This is a genomic window from Bacillus sp. FJAT-27245, from assembly GCF_001273955.1.
GTDB lineage: Bacteria > Bacillota > Bacilli > Bacillales > Cytobacillaceae > Bacillus_D.
Window position 1 is genome coordinate 2,204,363 of sequence record NZ_LIGI01000001.1, and the last position, 19,396, is coordinate 2,223,758.

The 19,396-nt window shown below is 46.4% G+C and carries 18 protein-coding genes; 8 read left to right on the forward strand and 10 right to left on the reverse strand.

Features of this window, described 5'->3' with window-relative positions; genetic code table 11:
• Positions 1-201: 201 nt before the first annotated feature.
• The 4 genes from ADU24_RS10620 to ADU24_RS10635 form a co-directional block, all read right to left on the reverse strand.
• Positions 202-873 carry a DUF975 family protein gene (locus tag ADU24_RS10620; protein ID WP_053366608.1) on the reverse strand — a complete coding sequence of 224 codons (672 nt, stop codon included), beginning with the start codon at positions 871-873 and terminating at the stop codon, positions 202-204.
• Positions 874-1,004: 131 nt separating this feature from the next.
• Positions 1,005-2,036 carry an LLM class flavin-dependent oxidoreductase gene (locus ADU24_RS10625; protein ID WP_156324556.1) on the reverse strand — a complete coding sequence of 344 codons (1,032 nt, stop codon included), beginning with the start codon at positions 2,034-2,036 and terminating at the stop codon, positions 1,005-1,007.
• 781 nt (positions 2,037-2,817) lie between these two features.
• A complete protein-coding gene (locus ADU24_RS10630; RefSeq protein WP_053366610.1) occupies positions 2,818-3,336 on the reverse strand; it encodes a MerR family transcriptional regulator in 519 nt (172 codons plus the stop codon).
• A 60-nt stretch (positions 3,337-3,396) separates the two neighbouring features.
• Positions 3,397-4,332, reverse strand: a complete 936-nt coding sequence (locus tag ADU24_RS10635; RefSeq protein WP_053366611.1) for a MerR family transcriptional regulator — start codon at positions 4,330-4,332, stop codon at positions 3,397-3,399.
• 317 nt (positions 4,333-4,649) lie between these two features.
• Between ADU24_RS10635 and ADU24_RS10640 the strand changes: the two genes are divergently transcribed.
• The 3 genes from ADU24_RS10640 (at position 4,650) to ADU24_RS10650 (ending at position 7,256) form a co-directional block, all read left to right on the forward strand.
• The gene (locus ADU24_RS10640; RefSeq protein WP_442853740.1) at positions 4,650-5,093 is read left to right on the forward strand and encodes a ferritin family protein; all 444 of its coding nucleotides are present in this window, start codon (positions 4,650-4,652) and stop codon (positions 5,091-5,093) included.
• Between the two features lie 157 nt (positions 5,094-5,250).
• A complete protein-coding gene (locus ADU24_RS10645; RefSeq protein ID WP_053366613.1) occupies positions 5,251-5,739 on the forward strand; it encodes a L,D-transpeptidase family protein in 489 nt (162 codons plus the stop codon).
• A 278-nt stretch (positions 5,740-6,017) separates the two neighbouring features.
• Positions 6,018-7,256 (forward strand): ATP-binding protein, encoded by a 1,239-nt coding sequence (locus tag ADU24_RS10650; RefSeq protein ID WP_053366614.1) that lies wholly within the window; start codon positions 6,018-6,020, stop codon positions 7,254-7,256.
• 153 nt (positions 7,257-7,409) lie between these two features.
• Here ADU24_RS10650 and ADU24_RS10655 read toward each other — a convergent pair whose 3' ends face one another.
• Together ADU24_RS10655 and ADU24_RS10660 are read right to left on the reverse strand one after the other, a co-directional pair.
• Positions 7,410-7,919 (reverse strand): DoxX family membrane protein, encoded by a 510-nt coding sequence (locus tag ADU24_RS10655; RefSeq protein WP_053366615.1) that lies wholly within the window; start codon positions 7,917-7,919, stop codon positions 7,410-7,412.
• A gap of 227 nt (positions 7,920-8,146) precedes the next feature.
• The gene (locus tag ADU24_RS10660; protein ID WP_053366616.1) at positions 8,147-9,496 is read right to left on the reverse strand and encodes an alkaline phosphatase family protein; all 1,350 of its coding nucleotides are present in this window, start codon (positions 9,494-9,496) and stop codon (positions 8,147-8,149) included.
• Between the two features lie 421 nt (positions 9,497-9,917).
• Between ADU24_RS10660 and ADU24_RS10665 the strand changes: the two genes are divergently transcribed.
• The gene (locus ADU24_RS10665; RefSeq protein ID WP_053366617.1) at positions 9,918-10,688 is read left to right on the forward strand and encodes a thermonuclease family protein; all 771 of its coding nucleotides are present in this window, start codon (positions 9,918-9,920) and stop codon (positions 10,686-10,688) included.
• A gap of 48 nt (positions 10,689-10,736) precedes the next feature.
• Here the strand turns inward: ADU24_RS10665 and mntR are convergent, their stop codons facing one another.
• Entirely contained in the window at positions 10,737-11,156 is a 420-nt protein-coding gene (gene mntR / locus ADU24_RS10670; protein WP_053366618.1) for a transcriptional regulator MntR, read from the reverse strand.
• Positions 11,157-11,388: 232 nt separating this feature from the next.
• Positions 11,389-13,230 (reverse strand): M6 family metalloprotease domain-containing protein, encoded by a 1,842-nt coding sequence (locus tag ADU24_RS10675; RefSeq protein ID WP_053366619.1) that lies wholly within the window; start codon positions 13,228-13,230, stop codon positions 11,389-11,391.
• 1,566 nt (positions 13,231-14,796) lie between these two features.
• On the opposite strand from ADU24_RS10675, the gene ADU24_RS10680 reads away from it, so the two are divergent.
• Positions 14,797-15,756 (forward strand): NAD(P)H-dependent flavin oxidoreductase, encoded by a 960-nt coding sequence (locus ADU24_RS10680; RefSeq protein WP_053368883.1) that lies wholly within the window; start codon positions 14,797-14,799, stop codon positions 15,754-15,756.
• A gap of 210 nt (positions 15,757-15,966) precedes the next feature.
• A complete protein-coding gene (locus ADU24_RS10685) occupies positions 15,967-16,662 on the forward strand; it encodes a hypothetical protein (protein WP_053366620.1) in 696 nt (231 codons plus the stop codon).
• 87 nt (positions 16,663-16,749) lie between these two features.
• Here the strand turns inward: ADU24_RS10685 and ADU24_RS10690 are convergent, their stop codons facing one another.
• Together ADU24_RS10690 and ADU24_RS10695 are read right to left on the reverse strand one after the other, a co-directional pair.
• The gene (locus ADU24_RS10690; RefSeq protein ID WP_053366621.1) at positions 16,750-16,884 is read right to left on the reverse strand and encodes a BA3454 family stress response protein; all 135 of its coding nucleotides are present in this window, start codon (positions 16,882-16,884) and stop codon (positions 16,750-16,752) included.
• A 296-nt stretch (positions 16,885-17,180) separates the two neighbouring features.
• Positions 17,181-17,411 carry a hypothetical protein gene (locus ADU24_RS10695; protein WP_053366622.1) on the reverse strand — a complete coding sequence of 77 codons (231 nt, stop codon included), beginning with the start codon at positions 17,409-17,411 and terminating at the stop codon, positions 17,181-17,183.
• A gap of 233 nt (positions 17,412-17,644) precedes the next feature.
• On the opposite strand from ADU24_RS10695, the gene ADU24_RS10700 reads away from it, so the two are divergent.
• Both ADU24_RS10700 and ADU24_RS10705 read left to right on the forward strand, forming a co-directional pair.
• A complete protein-coding gene (locus tag ADU24_RS10700; protein ID WP_053366623.1) occupies positions 17,645-18,379 on the forward strand; it encodes an SDR family NAD(P)-dependent oxidoreductase in 735 nt (244 codons plus the stop codon).
• A complete protein-coding gene (locus tag ADU24_RS10705; RefSeq protein WP_053366624.1) occupies positions 18,376-19,392 on the forward strand; it encodes an S-adenosylmethionine:tRNA ribosyltransferase-isomerase in 1,017 nt (338 codons plus the stop codon). Before ADU24_RS10700 ends, ADU24_RS10705 begins: the two co-directional genes overlap by 4 nt.
• The last annotated feature ends 4 nt before the right edge of the window (positions 19,393-19,396 follow it).

Sequence of the window (19,396 nt, forward strand, 5' to 3'; positions counted from 1 at the left end):
CACTTTCATTAGGGAAACCCATTCAAAACTGTCTTCATAACCACAATGAAGGCACTTTCAGTAGGGAAACCCATTCAATACTGTCTTCATAAACCAGATAATGAATAGGGAGGAATACTCAAATATAAATATAGAAGAAAAGCGGCCACTACAACGGAGGCCGCTTTTCCAATTTACTATATGAACTTGGTTTATAGAGTTCTATTCCAACTCTCCAGCCGCTTGGGCATCGCGGTTCTCAATCAGGTTCTGATAGAATGATGCAAGTGACGCCGTCATATACGGAATGAGCCAGATGAAGCCGATGCCTAACGACAAAATGCACAGGATACCCCAGCCGATGAAGCTAAGGTTCAGGAGGAAGTACTTGCCTTTGTATCCATCCATGAGCTGTCTGCTTTCAGTAATCGCGTCGTTGAGGACCATTCCAGGATTATCCCGAAGAATATAGATTGCCTGCGAATAGGCAATTCCCTTAATAATTCCGGGAATGATCAGAAGCAGGAACCAAAGCATTGTATAAATGAAGGCGAGTAAATAAAGGCCGATCATTTTAATATACATCCTGCCGGACAGATTGTTAAAAAGGCTTCCAATACTGATATCATGGCCACGGCGCATATCAAGGAAAACCCAATAATAGCTGAACAGGATAGGAACAATTGCCAAAGAGATCACAGTGGAAAGCCCGGAAGCACTTGGAGAAGCTCCTTCCTGATTAATCCAGGCTCCGAACCCGCCGCTAGCCGATATTTCCGCCGCGGCGGGAAGTATGAGGTAGATTGCATATGTAACAATTGTTAGGAGAATAGCCATTCCCCAACGCCCTTTCAGTGAAGCAAGGGCATCTTTTTTAATGTCTCTAATTCTCAAAAATTTTTCCCCCTATGTAAATAGTAAATACAATTATTATATAGCAAATAGCATGGGAATGGTTGAACCGTTTTTCCGGAAAATGAAAAAATCCCGCAGATTTCTGGCGGGAGATTTCGATTTTCACATAATTAAATAGATTTACTGTTCAGTTCCTTCATGATTTCTGCGGCGGTTTCAAACGATTTGAGCCGCTCCTTGTGGTCGAAAATTTGTGCGTTGATGATGATTTCATCAACTTCTGTTTCTTCTAGGAATTCTATAAGCCTTTCTTTTACTTTGTCTTTTGTTCCGGTAATGGTCGAAGCCAGCCTTCCCTCAAGGAGGGTGAGTTCATAAGGGCTTGCAACCTGTTCAATGTTTTCGACCGGCGGCTGAAGTTTTCCGGGACGGTTCCTGAGCAGGGAAAGGAATTGCTGCTGCATTGATGTTGCGAGATATTCAGCCTTTTCTTCACTTTCAGAAGCAATAATATTTATTCCGGCCATGCTGTATGGTTCTTTCAACACCTCCGATGGTTGGAATGTTTGCCGGTATAGCCTTAAAGCTGCCAGGGTGTTTTCAGGGGCGAAATGGCTTGCGAACGCGAATGGAAGGCCAAGCTTCCCGGCGAGTTGCGCGCTGAAACCGCTCGATCCTAGCAGCCAGATCGGGACATCCAGGCCTTCCCCCGGAATCGCGCGGACATGGATGACACCTTCTCGCCTGGATGGGTCAAAATAAGCCCGAAGCTCTTCCAGCTGGTTCAGGAAATCGTCGGCATTCATCCGCCAGTCCCTTCGAAGAGCCGAGGCTGTAAGCTGGTCGGTACCCGGCGCGCGTCCAAGCCCGAGGTCGATACGGCCGGGGAATAAGGATTCAAGCGTACCAAACTGCTCGGCAATTACCAATGGAGAATGGTTTGGAAGCATGACGCCACCCGATCCAACGCGAATCGTTTTCGTATGGGCCGCAACCTGGCCAATCACAACAGCTGTCGCGGAGCTTGCAATGCCAGGCATATTATGATGTTCAGCGAGCCAGTAGCGGGTGTAACCCCATTTCTCCGCTTGCTTTGCGAGGTCGATTGTATTCCGCAGTGAATCCGCTGCCGTCCCGCCTTCAATGATTGGCGACAGATCTAGAACAGAGAAGCGCACATGTTTTTTATCATCTATAGTCATTGCATTCACTTCTTTCAAAAATTATCCTCAAAGTAATTGTACCAAGCAATCCGGGTTTATCAAAATCACGCGCTCGGCAAACCAATCTGTCTTGTTAAGTGAAAGGGGACTTTTGTTTTGAAAGAAAAGAATGGGCTCTCTATTATACAAAATGGATCTTCTTTCATTTAGTAACCGAAGGACGGGCTGACAACTGCTGTTCGGGCGTTAAATCTTCTTTTAATGCCCGAAGGAGAGACTGGCAACTGCTCTTAGGGCGTTAAATATTCTTTTAGAGCCCGAATGCTTGGTTAAGTCCGCCTGTTCGGGCTTTAAGTCTTGCTTTAGAGCCCGAAAGCCTGGTTGAGACTATCTGCTCGGGCGTTAAATCTCGCTTTAGAGCCCGAAAGCCTGGTAGAGGCCGTCTGTTCGGGCTTTAAGTCTTGCTTTAGAGCCCGAAAGCCTGGTAGAGGCCAACTGTTCGGGCGTTAAATCTTCTTTTAATAAACGAAGGAAGGAATGCCTCGGAAAAGTACATCAATGCCGGCCAGACATGTAACGCACAAGGGAAAATCAAAAATAAAATAAGTACAAGGCTGTTTCGACAATATACGGACAAGCCCCGTTCGAAGGCGAGCACCTCACACGAATCGTCAACAAACGCCATTTCGACAGGCTATACACTTCCTTGGGAAGGAAACCACTTTTATGATAATAATCATAAAAATTCCAATGGGGTACAAAAATTAAAGCTCATTTAAAATATAGAAAAGGCGCACAGCAACCGTGCGCCTTTTTCGCATCAAAATCCAAAGAACAAGCTCATCATCTTGCGTTTTTTCTTTCTTTTTCCTAGATTTGCGGCATCCAGTGCAAATGGCGGTTCACTTGGAAGTTCGATTGTCGCTGCTGGCTGTGCCCATTTTTCAAGGGCGGCGGAAAGGGCAGCGACCTGTTCCTGAAGTTCCTCGATTTCTTTTCGGTGCTGGAGGAGCTGATAGGCGGTTACCGAGTCGGCTTTTCCATCTAACCGCCGTTCCAGGTCGGAAAACATAAGCAGGATCTTGTCCATATCAGGGTGCACTTCAACCGCCTTGACAGTTGCTTTCCTTGATTGTTTTTCGTTCACGGGTGCGATGTCCTGCAAAAGGGCGCCATTCTGGATTTGCTCGCGGATGTTTTCTAGAAGCGCGATGTCTTCGTCTTTAAATGTATAATGGCCGCGCTCATTTCGTTCCATCGGCAAATTCAGCTGTTTGACCCATCGTTGAATCGTGCTCGTCGACACACCAAGAAGTTTGGCAACTTCGCTAGAATTCATTCTTATTCCCCCGTTTTTTGTTAATGAAATCCTTGAGAAATCCGGACAGTTATCAGATTCTCAGCCCCAGAATTTCCACCATCTTTTCTCTTTTGCGGCTGCAGCGTCCCTGAAGCTTGAGACGATTTCCTGAAGCAGTTCTTCTCGCCGGTCCATTTCATGGCTATGGACAACCCGCTCCATATGCAAGGTTTCGAGGTAAAATTCCCTGTCCTTGGCCAGAGTTTCGTTGAAGCTCTCTACCACGCTTTCGGTTACGAGATTGGCATCAGCCATCGACTTGATTAGGGCTTTCATCTCTTTTGACGACCGGTCCGCCTGGTTGGAAATCCTTTTATGTAAATTTCCGAACTGTTCGGAGCTAGCCTTCGAAACATTCGATATGCTGTTGGAAAGGAAGCGGGCCATTTCGGAAGCTTGTTCCGAAGATCTCGCAACCTCCGAGGAAAGTTCCTCAACTTCCGCGGCAACACGCTCACCGGATTTATAAATCGAGTCGGACAAGGTTTTTACTGTATGAAAGGAGCCTTTCGATACTTCCTTTTTCACTTCCTCAATGAGTTCCTTTCGGATTGTGCCCCGGATTTCTTCCCTGACCCCAGAGAGAAAGTCCTGCTTGTACGCATCCATGGCTGCGAAGAATGCTTCCATGTCAAAACTGGCAAGTGATGGTTCGGAAGGGACGGGTTTTGTTTCCCCAACAACCGTGATTGGGGCTGCGAGTGTTTCGGAAGCTTCCTCCGAACTCTGCCTGAAATGTTCGAGGATTAATTCCCTGATCATTTCCTTGCTGAGGTTTTTCTCGCGCATTTGCTTGATTTTTACCATCAGGCTAATTTCTGTATCGGTATAAAACCGTGAACCCTGCCTTGTGCGCGGAATCGATAGCAGCCCGTTGAAGTCGCGTTCCCACTGGCGGAGCGTCCCCTGTGGAACATTGATAAGCCTCGAGACCTCCTGGATTGTATATGCTTTCATGATTTGCCCATCTTTCATCTGCACGCATCCTTTCATTCAAAATTGTCAGCCAAGGCGGAAAGTGTGAGTCAATAAAACGATATTTTATAAGATTAGCTGAAGAAGAGGCGTTTTCCTGCATCATGACAAAAGCTATCAAAACTAGTGGGAAACTGAGCAATTTAAACAATTGCGAAGGAATTTGCCATCTGGGCACGAAATGGGCTGTGCGAAAAATAAAACTCCCGACATACAGACAAATTTTTCGAAAAACATGGCACCGGTGAAATCAGCGCGAAATCCCAAGTCAGAATCACCAAGCCTACAATCCGCCCATATATTGAATGAGAGGAGGGATGAAAGTGTATCCAAATTATTATGAGAATGATTATTACAGGCAGCAGGAAAAGCTTGCCGCTGATGTTTTGCGGGCAATCAATGGCGAATATTCAGCGATACAGTGCTATGAGCGTATTGCGAGGGTCGCGCCAAATGAGCGGGTTCGCCGGCAAATTAATGAAATCAGGGCAGATGAACAGAGGCATTACAACGAATTTGTCAGGATTTATACACGCATGACCGGAAGGCAGCCGAATGTCCACGTAACCGAAAGCTGCCCGGCAACCTATAGGGAAGGCCTTGATTTTGCGTTTCATGATGAGCAGGAGACAGTTGACTTCTATCACCGCATCGCAAAGGAAACAACATCCCCGGACATCCGTGAGGCTTTCCGGAACGCCGCGGCTGATGAGCAAAACCACGCGGTCTGGTTTCTGTATTTCATGGGGGCAGGCCGTTAGGAAAGGCGAGTTTAATTGCGGACAACTATTGAGTCAGATTCTCGAGAGGGAAATGCCCTTTCATTTTTTTAAAAAAATCTCAATCCTCATTGATTTGGCAAGAAGCAGGCAACCGCCCGGAGTTGCATGAATATGCTATGAAAAAGGCGTGAATTATATGGTGCATATTGTTAAACCTGGCGAGACGCTTGCCATCATCGCGATGAATTACAGAGTCAGCCTCCGCAGGCTTCAAAAGGCAAATCCAGGGGTCGGGGCAGTAACGGCTGGACAGCGGATCACAATTCCCGGTCTGCCGAATCCCGCTTCAATTCCATACCATATTGAAATATCTGTTAAAAAGAGGACCCTCGCTCTMTTTAAGGACGGAAAATTTGTGAAGGTTTATCCGATTGGGGTAGGTAAGATGCTGACGGCAACACCCACAGGGGAGTTTGTCATCGTAAACAGGGAGCCGAATCCCGGCGGCCCATTCGGCGTTATGTGGATGTCGCTTTCGCGGGCGGGGTATGGAATCCATGGTACGAACCGGCCTTCTTCAATAGGAAAGGCTGTCTCCCACGGCTGTGTGCGGATGCACAACAAAGATGTTCTCGAACTTGCCTCGCTCGTCCCAAACGGTACACGGGTCATCATCCGGAACTGATTCCGGCATGATGGCCTTTCTTTTTTTAGAAAAAAACAGTCATTAGGGCCAAGATAAGGATAAATACATCTTATTGTGAAGATTTAAAACCCCTAGGATGGAATTTCAACTTATGTCGACATCTACACAAGCATCCTTTTACCAATTTTGGAAAAGTTTGCAGGAATTCCTTGCCTGTTGTCGAATGTTAAAAGGTGTGCCAGGGCTGTTTGTAAAAATGGCCATGTCCTTATCGTACCTATTCATGCTGTTTAACCTTTTGATGACGGGGTGCTTCAATGAAAATTGCCGGACGAGTCACGTTTCTGATCATGACGTTATGTTTGCTAGTGGTTGATAAGTTTTTCCACGGAGATGATTTTTTCAGGCTCCATACACTTTTCCTGCTTTTAATGGCACTCGTTGTTGGTTGGCAATACGACCAGCTTTCTTTTTATATAAAAAAAACGAAGGAGAACGAGGACAGTTATAAGCGTTTAATCGAATCATTGCCGGAAGCGGTCATCATCCACAGGAATCACCAAGTCCTGTATGTCAATGAAGCGGCAGTTAAAATGATGCGTGCGAAAAGCAAGCAGCAGCTCATTGGCATGAACATTTTTGAAAGGCTCGATCCGGACTATATTGAACGGGTAAGGGAAAGAATCCGACTCGCCGAGCAGGAACAAAAACCACTGGCCATCATGGAATATAAGGTAAAGAGGCTGGACGGGGAGTCCTTCTTTTTTGAAGCATCTTCGCTTGCAATCATTTACGGGGGAAAGGATTGCCAGTTAACCCTCGGAAAAGATATTACGAACCGCAAAAAGGAGACGGACCGGCTGCTCCAAAAATCGGAGAAACTTGCTCTTCTCGGGCAGATGGCGGCCGGAATCGCGCATGAAATCCGGAATCCGCTTACCTCAATTAAAGGGTTCATCCAGCTTTTTAAAGCCGAGAATGATAAAAAGGAATATTACGATATTGTGCTTTCGGAGCTGGACAGGATAAACAGCATCGTCAGCGAATTTCTCCTGCTCGCTAAACCGACAGCAACTGTTTTCAGGGAAGGCAATCTTGTCCAGATCTTGCAGGACGTTGTCACCTTGATCAACACGCAAACCGCGATGAACAATGTTCAGATCACGACCGCTGTAGGGCCAAATATCCCGCCGATCATTTGTGAAGAGAATCAGCTAAAGCAAGTCTTTATCAATCTTTTGAAAAATTCAATTGAAGCGATGCCTGATGGCGGAAACATATACATTAGTATACAAAAGTCAAAGCCAGAAGAGGTCTCGGTGAAAATAGTTGATGAAGGAGTCGGCATTCCGGAAGAAAGGATGAAAACGATTGGCGAGCCATTTTACACGACTAAAGAAAAAGGGACTGGGCTCGGTCTGATGACCTGTTTTAAGATCATTGAAAGCCACAATGGAAAGCTGATCTTTTCGAGCGAGGTCGGAATCGGCACTTCCATTGTCATTGTTCTGCCCGCCATGACGAGGTCGTTCCTTAAGCAAGAGGTGGAGGGGTAGGGGGATAACGGATTTTTTTTAAAAAAAATTGTATTGTCTACTGAACCCTTTGTAGGACCAAGCCAATAAGAAAACCCCCTCAGGAAGCGCCCGGGGGAGTTGGGCGGTTTCCAGCGAAGGGGTTTTTCCTATTATTGACACGAATCGGATTATTTATGCAGTGTGATTCACGGTTCCTTTTCCTTTGAAAACAGTTTTGCGGATGAATGGAATGACCCAGCGATCAAGGCCGATGCGACCGGCGTTATAGCCCGCAAACAGGATGATTGCGCCAATGAAAATGTCTGTCGGGTTATGGGAAATCGTTCCTGCAAGCATAAAGCTGAAGTTCATGACAAGGCCGAAGAACATGGCTGCTGTTRTTAGGCATCCAAGAATTAAGCCCAGGCCAACAAGGAATTCGCCAATCGGGATGAGCGTATTAAAGAGATCGGCATTCGGAATCGCGAAAGAATTCAGGAAATCGACGTACCTCCCATATACCAAAGATCCGTCCGGCCCTTTGACAGGGTTTGCGGCAGCACCTTTCAAGAATCCTGATGCATCAAAGCCGCCTGTTAGTTTATGATAGCCTGCTGTCAACCATGAATAACCAAGATAAAGACGAAGGACCGTAAGAAGACCTGCTGCGATTTTGTTGTTTCTTAAAAAATTGACTACCATTGTATTTCACTCCTTAAAGGTTAGTTACTGTTTCTATGGTTAAAATATAACATTTGTTTTTGCGCTTGCGGGGCTTATGTTCAGTTATTCACAAATTTGTAAAAATGGTTTGAACAAATTATGGCTAGTAAAAAAGGGCTATTGCGATTCATACTTTTGAATACTTCTTCACCCGCTTGGGATGGGTAAAAAATAAAGGCACCCGGAATACGGTTGCCTTTAGATAGTCAGGGGGTGATGGATGATTTAGGATGTTTTACGCTGACAGCCGGTATATCCAAAATTTCCTCCATAACCCGGCCCGCCGTATCACCGATGCTTATGCCCAACAGCCTTGCAAACGTGGGCCCCTCATCAACAAGCCTCATTGAAGGAATGCGTATTCCTTTCAGGATGCCCTTGCCTTTTGCAAAGAAAACTGTGCTGTATTTTTCCTTGAGCGGAGAGTACCCATGGCACGCAAACGAATAGTTCTTTTCTACGACAGTTTCTGAGGTAACATCCTCAAGGAATATTCCTTCATGCCCATCTTCGAAATAAAATCCCCTTAAAGCTTCGAGCATGAAAAGGGCCTTGCCGTCAGCGCCCATTCGTTCAGCTTCCTGCCCTGACCATGCTTTCTCAATTCCATTCCGTTTATTGGCAAGCAGCAGCCCAATCAGGCTTTCAACCGCCTGCTTCGTTTCAAAATCAGTGGGATCATGGACATACAGATAGGCAGAACCGTCACAGCTTTTGCAGTAAGCCTTCCAGCCCGTTATTTTCCCAAATTTGTCTGTTTCAATCAGTCCTTCTTCCTTTAAACGTACATTCATCTTTATCGCCTTTGACACATCCAGGGCACTGTGGTCACCTAAAATGACAACTGTAGAGGAGTCAGCCAATCCCGCTTCCTTAATGGCCTGCAGTACTCTCCCAAGCCTTTTATCATGGCGTTTGAGCGCGGCATTCGCTGCAGTGGAGGAAAAGCCGTGATGATGCCGCTGTGAATCGAGGTCAACAAAATGGACAAGCATCAACCCGGGCTTTCTAGTCTTAATTGTGTGGATCGTGGATTCGAGGACAAAGTCGTCAAGCTCCGGCTGCCTGATTCCCCGGCGCAGTTTTCCGAATCGGGCTTCCATTTCAATTTGGAAAAGGGGAGAGCCGTTCAAAAGTGAGACCAACAGTTGATTTTGCCAAGGCCGGTTTGCGAAAATTTCAGGCATATTGTAATCGATTTCGGCTCCAGCGGTTACCGGCCAAAGGAGTGCAGCGGTTTTCATGCCAGCCTTTTTCGCTTCATCATATAGTGTTGTGCCGTTGATAGTGCGCCTGTGCCAGTACCAATCGGGAGACGGCTGTCCCGGCTGGACGAAAGTATTGTTGACGACCCCGTGCCTATTTGGGTAGTTACCCGTAATAATGGACGTGTGGCACGGATAAGTTACAGACGGATAAATCGTTTCGACATTGGTACAATACGAGCTTCCATTAATAAAGGACTTGAAATTAGGAAGTTTCAACAACGTTGGAACATCGAGTGACGAAAGGCAATCAAATGATAAAACTATCAGGTGATCGGTTAGCCGGTTCATAGCACCCTCCATAATAGAGTATGGTATATTGATAGAATGAAAGGGACGGTTAAGCATATTAGCCTATCTTCGAAAAAATTTTCGAACGCATCTTTTCCTGAATTTTACCATAAGGAAGAGAAGAATGCGCCATGCTACATAGTTGAAGTGTACGTCTTGCAGATTGCCAAATGGGCTATATATGTTGAATCAAAAATTGTGTATTCTGCAATAACCTTGCGGTTGATTTCCGCTCCAGGCACACGCTTTCCGCGGGGCGTCAGTGGAGCCTCCTCGGCGCTAGCGCCGAGGAGGCTCCACCTTGCCGCTACATCCCGCAGGAGTCGGTGCCCTTCGCTCCAATCAACTTACACTCTAAAATATAGGTGTAAATATCTATTTCAAACTATACAGAACGTTTTTTAAGGCAGGAGGATATTTTATGGCATCAAAAGGATTCAAGCTACTTTTTGTGGCATTGTTGTCTTTCCTGGTTGCGACAGGATGTTCGCTCCCATTGAAAACCGGGGACACTGAAACAGGAAAGGTGCCTGCGGAACTTAAATCGGCGGACGGGCTATATAAAGCAAGGGTTATTAGAAACATTGACGGGGACACAGTTGTCATTTCCCTTAAAGGGAAGGAAGAAACGGTGCGGCTTCTATGCGTGGACACTCCCGAAACGCAGCATCCCCGCTTGGGCGTCCAGCCGTTCGGGCCGGAAGCGTCCGATTTTGCAAAAACGGTTCTCCATAAAGGGAAGGAAATCGAGGTAGAGCCAGGAATCAACTGGGGCAGGGACAAATACGGAAGGCTTCTTGCATACCTTTATGTGGACGGAAAAATGTTTAATGAACTACTGCTTGAAAAAGGTTTGGCACGGGTAGCTTATGTGTATCCGCCAAACACGAAATATGTCGACCGTTTTTATGAAATACAGGATCAGGCGAAAAAGAAGGCCATCGGAATTTGGTCCATCGAGAATTATGCCGCTGATGAAGGATATCAAGCCGGCATTGCCGGAAAGGGAACAAACGGCGGGAATGCATCGAATAAGCAGATAAAATGTGATGGAAAAATAAAGGGGAATGTGAATTCTAAAATCTATCACGTTCCCGGCGGTGCTTTTTATCATTCGGACATCAAGGAAATTGTCTGGTTTTGCACGGAAAATGATGCCCGAAAGGCCGGATACCGGAAATCGAAAAGATAGTATTTTCATAAATCAAGAAAGGAAGCGTCCGCAATGGATGCTTCCTTTTTATGACTCGCTCTTTTCCTGCAGTTCCTTCAGCCGTGCTGTAAGGGTTGGATCCTCCTGGAGGAGCTGGACCAAGTCGCCAATCCTGTCGATCGCATTCCAGCTTAAGTGATGCTCGATTCCTTCAACATCTTCATATATATTTTCCTCGTCTACACCGATAAGGGTTAAAAACTGCTCAAGCAAATCATGGCGATAAACAAGGCGCTTGCCAATTTTCCGCCCTTTTGGAGTCAGCGCCAGCCCACGGTATCTTTCGTAAATGAGATATTCATCCTTATCAAGCTTCTGGACCATTTTTGTAACTGCTGAAGGCTGCACAGACAAATTGACTGCGATATCCGAAACCCGGGCATAGCCTTTTTGTTCAATCAGCAGATAAATTTGTTCAATATAATCTTCCATGCTCGGTGTCGGCATTTTCTTCCCACTTTCATCCTATACTATCTACTATTATATAAGACCGTGCCAAGCCTTACAAGATATCGAAACTTGCCGGATAGCAGGGGAGGAGGAGTGGATGACGGGAATTAGGGGGAAAACTCGTAAAACACAGGGAAATGACTAGTGCAACCATCTATGGCGATTAGACGCCGACCTTTTCTTTTTTTAAAAAAACCGGGTCCCGAAAATCGGGCCCGGCTCATATAAATTATTTTTTGGAGCTGTCAAAATTATAGAAGAACTTTGCGGTGATTGAACCGTCCTTGTTTTCCTTGATGTCCGTCACATGGATTCCGGAGTCTGCAGGCGTATCGCTGTAGCCTTTCCAGAAGTAGTAGGAACCGGTATGCACATTCCCGCTAACCGGGGTGAGCTTGTTGCCTGACTTGAAGAAATCTCCGGCATTCCCGCGGTTCAAGTTCTTTTCAAGCTCATACAAGCCGTCCTTCTGAAGAACAGATAGGCCATAGTGCGTAACGACAGTGCCATCGCTAGCTTTCGCGGATTGATTGAATTGGAATCGCTTGTTCATCCAGTTTTCCACATTGTTCGGGCGGAATCCGGCTGTCTGATATAGGCTGATGACATTTTCGTCAACATGCCATGCCAGGAGGCCTTTGGAATCCTTGCCTTGGCGGATCAAGCCTTCGTTAAAGCCCTGCTGCTGGACGTTTTCAAATAGGAAGTACTCTGTTCCGTTCGAGCCCGGAACCTCCATTTTCACTATCGCATTATCTGCGTTTGCTGCATTGACCGGAGGAAGGGTAATGGTTTGGACTCCATCCTGAGGTCTAACCTCGACTGGCTTCACCCATTCCAGGAAAACTTTTGAGAACGGGTCGAAGTGGGTAGGCGAGTTGCCGGAATAAGCACCTGCATCCGGGTAGCGCATCCAGGATCCGCCAGCCATCATCGAATAGTTTCCGACACCCTCCGATGTATATACGGTGTCATAGAAATCAGGAAGGCCAAGTGCATGACCGAACTCATGGGCGTAAACGCCAGTCTGGGCAGGGTAAGGGCCTGATTTCAATTCATCCTTGTACGTATCGGTTGCCGCATCGTATCCCGCAACGTTTCCGCCGATTGCCGGCTGAAGGTTGTAGTTGTTGACGACTACGCCATCGAATGTCATATCTTCAGCAATTGTTTTATTGATCCATTCTCCCTGGCTCATACCCGCAGCTACATCTGCCGGTTTGCCAGTTTCATAATATTTTCCGTAATAGAGGGCGCTCATTAGATTCCATTTATGCGACCAGAACTGGGCAGGGTCGCGGCTCCATTCAGCACCTGTGCCTTCATGGACGATGAAAACATTCGGCACTTCGCCGTTTTCTGCATACTTCGAGAAGTCGATCTGCTCATCCGCAGCTTTTAATAGGTCACGGACGAATTCACCAGTGTGGGCATCCCCGTTTACGTTCCCATACACATATTTACCGTTTTCCGCATATTTTCCTTCCTGATCAAGATAGTATGAAGCGCCTTTCGGAAGTTCCACCCACTCTAAAGCAGCATCTTCCATATGGACCAGGTTGGTTTTGCCATAGGATGATTCCTTATACACATTTTGCATCGTCTTATTTGTAGGTGCTTTTACGCCCTTGTATTCACCATATTGTTTGAAATAAGGCAGTTCATAGGGATTGTATTCCGTACCAAAAATCAAATCCTCGTAATACTTTGCAGGTACCTGGCCTTTAAGATCGCCTTTTGGTTCATCCCCATCCGGATATTTGGCTAAGAGAACCAGAACCGGAATGTCTCCAGTCGCTTTTTTGTAGGCGACATGGTTGTCTCCAGCCTGATTGAACTTGGCGCCGGTTTTGTTTGCGATTTTTTCTGCAGGATCAGCTTTTGAAAGGTCGATGCCAAGCTCTTTTGCCTTATCGGCCAGGTCAGGAGCGGCACTCATATAATGCGCAAGGCTTAAGTCATATGACGCCTTCGCTTTTGCCACAGGCTCAGCCTGTGTATGTACGCCCGCAAGGCCGATGCTTCCGGCCAAGGCAAGCGCCAATGCAGATTTGGAAAGAACTTTTAACAAATATCACCACTCCTTTAAGATTTTACTATTTGAATATATCAGAATAATTTGTTAATTAGAACAAGTCTTTGTGTCTAATTTTATGTCAGCTAAAATCCATGAAATGATAAAAAACACAAAAAACCAATACAATTGGCATATGATTTTTCACATAACATAAGAATTAAGACCTAAATTTAAGGTATAAAGAGTCGATTTTAAGAGAAATTTTTTTAGTAACCCGAAAGAAAGAGATGGGAAGCGGTACCAGTCTAGGAGTTTACCGAGTGTAAATTATTTATATTAAGTCGATAAAAAATGAGGCTAGACAGAAAGAGGAGTAGAATCCTGAACAACGAAAAAAGGCGCAAACACAAGTGTTCGCGCCTTTTTTCTGTCCCACCTAAGCAGGACCTTACCAAATGCCCCGAAGTAAATCAGGACTTACCAGACTTCGGCAAAGTTACAATTTGCACGGGGTCGAATCGATATTAAATATATCGATTATAGACAAGCGTGCCTTTCGACAGCTCTGCAAATGTCCCTTCACCACTTGCAAGCCCAAAAACGAACCTTTGAGTCGCTGTTTCCATTGCGTATTGCATGTGAACCAGTCCCTCCTGTTTTGTTTTGGTCTTGCATTATCTATATACCTCGTACAAACAACAATAAACGGAAAAAAGCAAAAAAATAATTTCCAAAATGAACCAAGTTGTTGAAAACAAGTTTTTCTTCCAGGGTAGCGTTATATCCAAAAAGGGTTTAAATAAAAGGAAAAATTAAAAAGCAGGGGTCTCTATTAAAGTTTCGATACAACGAAAAATAATGAATGGAGGGGTTCTGCTTATAGACCAAATTTTACGATCAAGATTGTGTTGGTTCGTTTGCCGGACACCATTCCAGGTGAATGATTGGAAAGACGGAAAGATGGGTTGCCATTCCTGAATCGACATAAAGGACTCGACCTCTTTTAACGCCCGAATGGCCGGATACACAGTACCGTTCGGGCAATAAATCGTCGTTTAAAGCCGGAATGAACGCATGCCCACTGCCGTTCGGGCTGTAAGTGGTCGTTTAAAGCCCGAATGAACGCATGCCCATTGTTGTTCGGGCTGTAAGTCGTCGTTTAAAGCCCGAATGAACGCATGCCCATTGTTGTTCGGGCTGTAAGTCGTCGTTTAAAGCCCGAATGAACCCATGCCCATTGTTGTTCGGGCTGTAAGTCGTCGTTTAAAGCCCGAATGAACGCATGCCCATTGCTGTTCGGGCAATAAGTCGTCGTTTAAAGCCCGAATGAACGCATGCCCACTGCTGTTCGGGCTGTAAGTCGTCGTTTAAAGCCGGAATGAACGCATGCCCACTGCCGTTCGGGCTGTAAGTGGTCGTTTAAAACCCGAATGGACGCAGGTCCACTGCTTTTTGTGGCACCCCTTCATGCCCGAAAAAAACGATTGTGAATCCTTTTTAACAAAAAAACATCATCAGCTATTAGTATCTGGTGATAAATATCACGGAAAACCATTCTCTTCAGGTATACAATTGGAAAGAATGTATAGTCGATAAAGAAATGAGGAATTCACTTTGAACATGCCACAATTAAAAATCGGGCACATCGCTCCCAAATACCCAATCATTCAAGGCGGTATGGGGGTAGGCATTTCGCTTAGCGGCCTGGCGTCGGCCGTCGCATCGGCAGGAGGGGTCGGGATTATCTCTGGAACCGGAATCACGATTGATGAGTTGCGTTTCCATATAAGGCGGGCACGCGACCTTTCGAACGGAAACGGATATATCGGCGTCAATGTCCTTTTCGCGGTGAATGATTTTGCTGAGAAAATGAAGGCGGCAATTGAAGAGAAGGTTGACTTTATTATTTCGGGCGCTGGCATTTCGCGTGATATGTATGCTTGGGGGAAGGCAGCGGCCATCCCGGTCCTTTCCATTGTTTCAACCGCTAAACTTGCCAGGCTGTCGGAACGCCTTGGGGCCGCGGCTGTAGTCGTGGAAGGGTATGAAGCGGGCGGCCACCTTGGCACCGACCGTCCGATGTGTGATATCCTGCCTGAGGTCGTTGAAGCGGTGAGCATACCGGTCATCGCGGCGGGAGGCATATTAACCGGGGAGGATGTGGCCAAAGCTTTCAGGCTCGGCGCATCAGGGGKGCAAATGGGAACCCGCTTTGTCGCAAGCGAAGAATGCGATGCCCCGCTTGCATTTAAACAGAAATATGTTGAAGCGAGAGAGGAAGACCTGATTCTCGTTAAAACCACCGTTGGCCTGGAAGGCAGGGCGATTCGCAATGCTTTCACAGATATCATTAAGGACGACGGGAAATTCAAAGTCGCGAAATGCCTCAATTGCCTAAAAAACTGTTCATACCGCTTCTGCACAATGGATTCTCTCGTTCGCTCGCTGAATGGCGATGTCGATATGGGGCTCGTTTTCGCGGGCGCGCGAGTAAGTGAAATTACGAACATCCTTCCCGTAAGCCAAATCATCGAAACGATTGCAAGTGAATACCACTTTGCAACAGAACAAGCGGTATAATCATTCAGGCGCCGGCAGATTCCACAAGCCGGCGTTTTTGATTTTACCCGATTACGCAAAAGCATTATCCTGGGCACTGGACGGCAGAAACAAGACAAAAAGCGTGAGTGTTAGCAGCCTGCCATCCAAAGCATTGCAAAAATGTGCCAACTCATTTTCCTTCCGCATGTGGCATACTAACCCAGAAAACAGCAGAAGGGAAGGATGCATATGTCATTGGAATGGTTTGATCGGGTAACTTCTGAATTGCAGGACCATTTGGAATCGATTTGTGAAAAATATGACCAGGCGGGGCAAATGTCGATCGAGCGGAGTTCAAGGCACCCGCGGATTGATTTCTTTGTGGAAACGGATGATTGCGGCGGGCGCGATTATTTTTGCACGCTTTTCTTTGACCCGCACAATGAAGAGTTTTATGTTGAGGCGTATGATCCAGACCTTGAACAGCCATCCAGGACAATCTTGCCAGATATTGATAACATCATCGATGCAGTCCATGAAAGCTTTCATGAATATATGAACGATGATCCCGGAGACTTTGACTATGAGCTGGACGATTACGAGGATGATGAGGATGAGTTTGACATACTCGATGCAGTCGAAGACGATGATGTCACAATTATTGCTTACTCGGACGATGAGGTTTATGAAGAAATCGATGTTGAGTGGGAAACACCTGAAATAACCGCCTTTCAAAAGGAAGATGAAGTGGAAGTGACCTATCAATTCGGCGTTGTGGAGGGTACCGGCGACGGAGTTCTTCGAAGGGTAAACCGGATTTGGACAGAGGAAGATGAATTAATCAAGGATGAAACGAATTTTATTTTTACAAAAGAAGAAGCAGGTACGATTATTGCCATGATCGCCAGCCATATGGATAAAATGAAAGGCTACGAACTCGAGTAAACATTAAAATAGACGGAGCCAATCCCTTTTTTTACAAAGTGGACGAACTCCGTCTATCGTCTGTTTTCTTCCCCTAGGGCCATCATCTTATTCTGCCCATTGCTTCATGACTTGCTCAAGAGCTAGCTGCATGATTTCTTCTTCGCTTGCTTGAGGATTTGTGATAACATTCGTCAGGTAATTCCTGCCAAGATATTCAACCTTTACGTTTACTTGCACCATTTTAACCATCCTTTCGAAAAATTACTTTACTGCTATAACAAGCAGTACTCTCTATATACCAACGATACGGCCAGCCTAAACATCCATACCTTTTCCATCTTTTGTTCAAAAGTGGACGGCGGATGACTGTTTTTTAAAAAAATAGGCCGGTCAGGTCAATACGAGTCTGCAAGAAAATACCAGTACCTCATCTTACCACGCTGGTACTTCCTGGACAATAGGGGTTAACACTATAAATAAATTGTTTTTGTGACAAATTATGCACAAAAAAAGCCCCCTGAAAAGGGAGCCTCGTTCTATGCTTCTACAAACAAATGCTGTTCTACAAACTTCTTGATTTCTTCCTTGTTGACGGACTGCTTTTTCAATGCCGCTTCGGCTGTTTCCAGAAGATGTTGCACGTCCGGATCCGACCTCAGTTCACGGAGATTCGACTCCCCATTGAGCAAGTCCACGGCTTTTGTTTTCACTTCAGGGTCATCGGTGGCATGATAAAGAATGAAAGCAATGCATGTTACCTTATCCATTTCAACGTCCCCCTTTATTTACAATTCTCTTCCTAGTTTCGCCAAAAAACACTGTTTTCCTCCCTTTTTCGTAAAAAAATTTGCGGAGATTGGCACCGGAGCCTTGCCATTCATTTTCCTTTTCTCAGACTAAAGTTGTAGGGAAGTTCAAGCTTCCTTCCGAGGTTGCGCTTTCAGAAACCGGATAATATGGAAGCATAGAAACCAGTTACAAGATGAAAGGGGAAATCAAAATGTTCAAAGGAAAGCACATTATGATTACAGGCGCTTCACGTGGGCTCGGCAAAGCATTGGCGCTCGCTTTTGCGAAGCAGGGAGCGAGATTAGCGATTTGCGCCCGGAATGAGGAAGCATTACTCGTGGTAAAAAAAGAAGCCGAGGCGGCCGGGGCCACGGAGGTCCTAGCCATCCGCGCGGATATATCGATCGCACGCGATGTAGAACGCTTTGTGGCGTTGACAGAAGAAAGGTTCGGCCATATCGATGTACTCATTAATAACGCTTCAATTCTTGGACCGAGTCCGATGCCGATGCTGCTTGATTATCCTGAAGAGGATTTCGCGGAAGTGATCCGGGTCAATACAATGAGCACCTTCCTCGTCACACGGCGCGTGCTTCCGGTCATGCTCCAGCGCGATAGCGGCTCGATTATTAATGTGACGTCGGAAGCGGGCAATACTGGCTATGCAGGCTGGGGGGCTTACGGAATCTCCAAATTCGCGGTCGAAGGTTTAACCGAAACCTGGGCGGACGAACTGGGCGAAACCGGCGTACGGGTGAACATGGTCGATCCCGGAGAAATGGATACAGACATGCATCAGCTTGCCGTCCCGGATTGTGATTATGAACTCGCAAACCCAAATGATGTTGTTCCTGTTTTCCTTTATCTAGCATCCGATCAAGCCTCCAGCGTCACCGGACAGCGGATTTCAGCGCAGCAATTTAATGAAGGGAAGTGGAGTGCATGATTGCCGGAAGTATGACGTTCAATCTGCCGCCATCCCTGAATGCCGCCGCCCCTCCGGAAAGGCGGGGGGTAAGGCGGGATCATGTAAGGATGATGGTTTTATCAAAAGAAACTGGATATGGGTGCCATGATTCTTTTTACAATCTTGACCAGTATTTGAATGAAGGAGACGTTCTCGTGCTGAACAGCTCACGTACTATTCCCGCGATTTTGCGCGGCCGCCTCCTCGAGAGAGAGGAAGAGGTTGAAATTAGGCTCGCGGGAAAAATTGATGGTAGTCGCTGGTATGCGCTGATTGTCTCGCCTTCCCTAGACACCGGTGAAACGATTTGGTTCTCCGGCCGGCTTGAAGCGGTCGTTGAAAAGGCCGCTGGCGATACCCCTTTGTCGGTTATCTGTTTTTCAAAATCAGGTACCTCACTATTCGATGAAATTTACTCCCTTGGCGAGCCAATCCGCTACGAATATATCGAAACCCCGTGGAGCCTCGATTATTATCAGACTGTGTTCGCCTCCCATCCCGGATCGGTTGAAATGCCTTCCGCGGGGAGGGCGTTCAGTTGGGAACTGCTGTTCAAGCTGCGCCGAAAAGGGGTTAAAATCGCGTTCATCCAGCTGCATACAGGCTTAAGTTATTTTCTTGACGACAATTTCGACCATCATCCTTCGAAAATTAAAGAAGAATACGCTATTCCCGAAGAAACGTTATTAGCCATCACGGAAGCCAGACTATCGGGAAAGCGGGTCATTGCCGCTGGCACAACCGTTGTCCGGGCGCTCGAAACAGCAATGGCAACGGGCCAGGCACATGGCTGGACCAATTTGTTCATTCATCCGGGCTATGAGCTGAAAGCGGTCAATGGCATCCTGACCGGCCTCCATGAACCGGAAGCAAGCCATCTTGCCATGCTGTCGGCATTCATTTCGCAGGATAAGCTGTACGTTGCGTATATGGACGCGGTCGAAGCAAAGTATCTTTGGCATGAATTTGGCGATATGAATTTGATTTTATGAGAGG

Excerpts from the sequence above, each read along its gene's own strand:
- ADU24_RS10625 (WP_156324556.1), bottom strand. The coding sequence starts at position 2,036 with ATGACTATAGATGATAAAAAACATGTGCGCTTCTCTGTTCTAGATCTG.
- ADU24_RS10630 (WP_053366610.1), bottom strand. The coding sequence starts at position 3,336 with ATGAATTCTAGCGAAGTTGCCAAACTTCTTGGTGTGTCGACGAGCACG.
- ADU24_RS10635 (WP_053366611.1), bottom strand. The coding sequence starts at position 4,332 with ATGAAAGATGGGCAAATCATGAAAGCATATACAATCCAGGAGGTCTCG.
- ADU24_RS10640 (WP_442853740.1), top strand. The coding sequence starts at position 4,650 with ATGAAAGTGTATCCAAATTATTATGAGAATGATTATTACAGGCAGCAG.
- ADU24_RS10650 (WP_053366614.1), top strand. The coding sequence starts at position 6,018 with ATGAAAATTGCCGGACGAGTCACGTTTCTGATCATGACGTTATGTTTG.
- ADU24_RS10660 (WP_053366616.1), bottom strand. The coding sequence starts at position 9,496 with ATGAACCGGCTAACCGATCACCTGATAGTTTTATCATTTGATTGCCTT.
- ADU24_RS10665 (WP_053366617.1), top strand. The coding sequence starts at position 9,918 with ATGGCATCAAAAGGATTCAAGCTACTTTTTGTGGCATTGTTGTCTTTC.
- mntR (WP_053366618.1), bottom strand. The coding sequence starts at position 11,156 with ATGCCGACACCGAGCATGGAAGATTATATTGAACAAATTTATCTGCTG.
- ADU24_RS10685 (WP_053366620.1), top strand. The coding sequence starts at position 15,967 with ATGTCATTGGAATGGTTTGATCGGGTAACTTCTGAATTGCAGGACCAT.
- ADU24_RS10690 (WP_053366621.1), bottom strand. The coding sequence starts at position 16,884 with ATGGTGCAAGTAAACGTAAAGGTTGAATATCTTGGCAGGAATTACCTG.
- ADU24_RS10695 (WP_053366622.1), bottom strand. The coding sequence starts at position 17,411 with ATGGATAAGGTAACATGCATTGCTTTCATTCTTTATCATGCCACCGAT.
- ADU24_RS10700 (WP_053366623.1), top strand. The coding sequence starts at position 17,645 with ATGTTCAAAGGAAAGCACATTATGATTACAGGCGCTTCACGTGGGCTC.
- ADU24_RS10705 (WP_053366624.1), top strand. The coding sequence starts at position 18,376 with ATGATTGCCGGAAGTATGACGTTCAATCTGCCGCCATCCCTGAATGCC.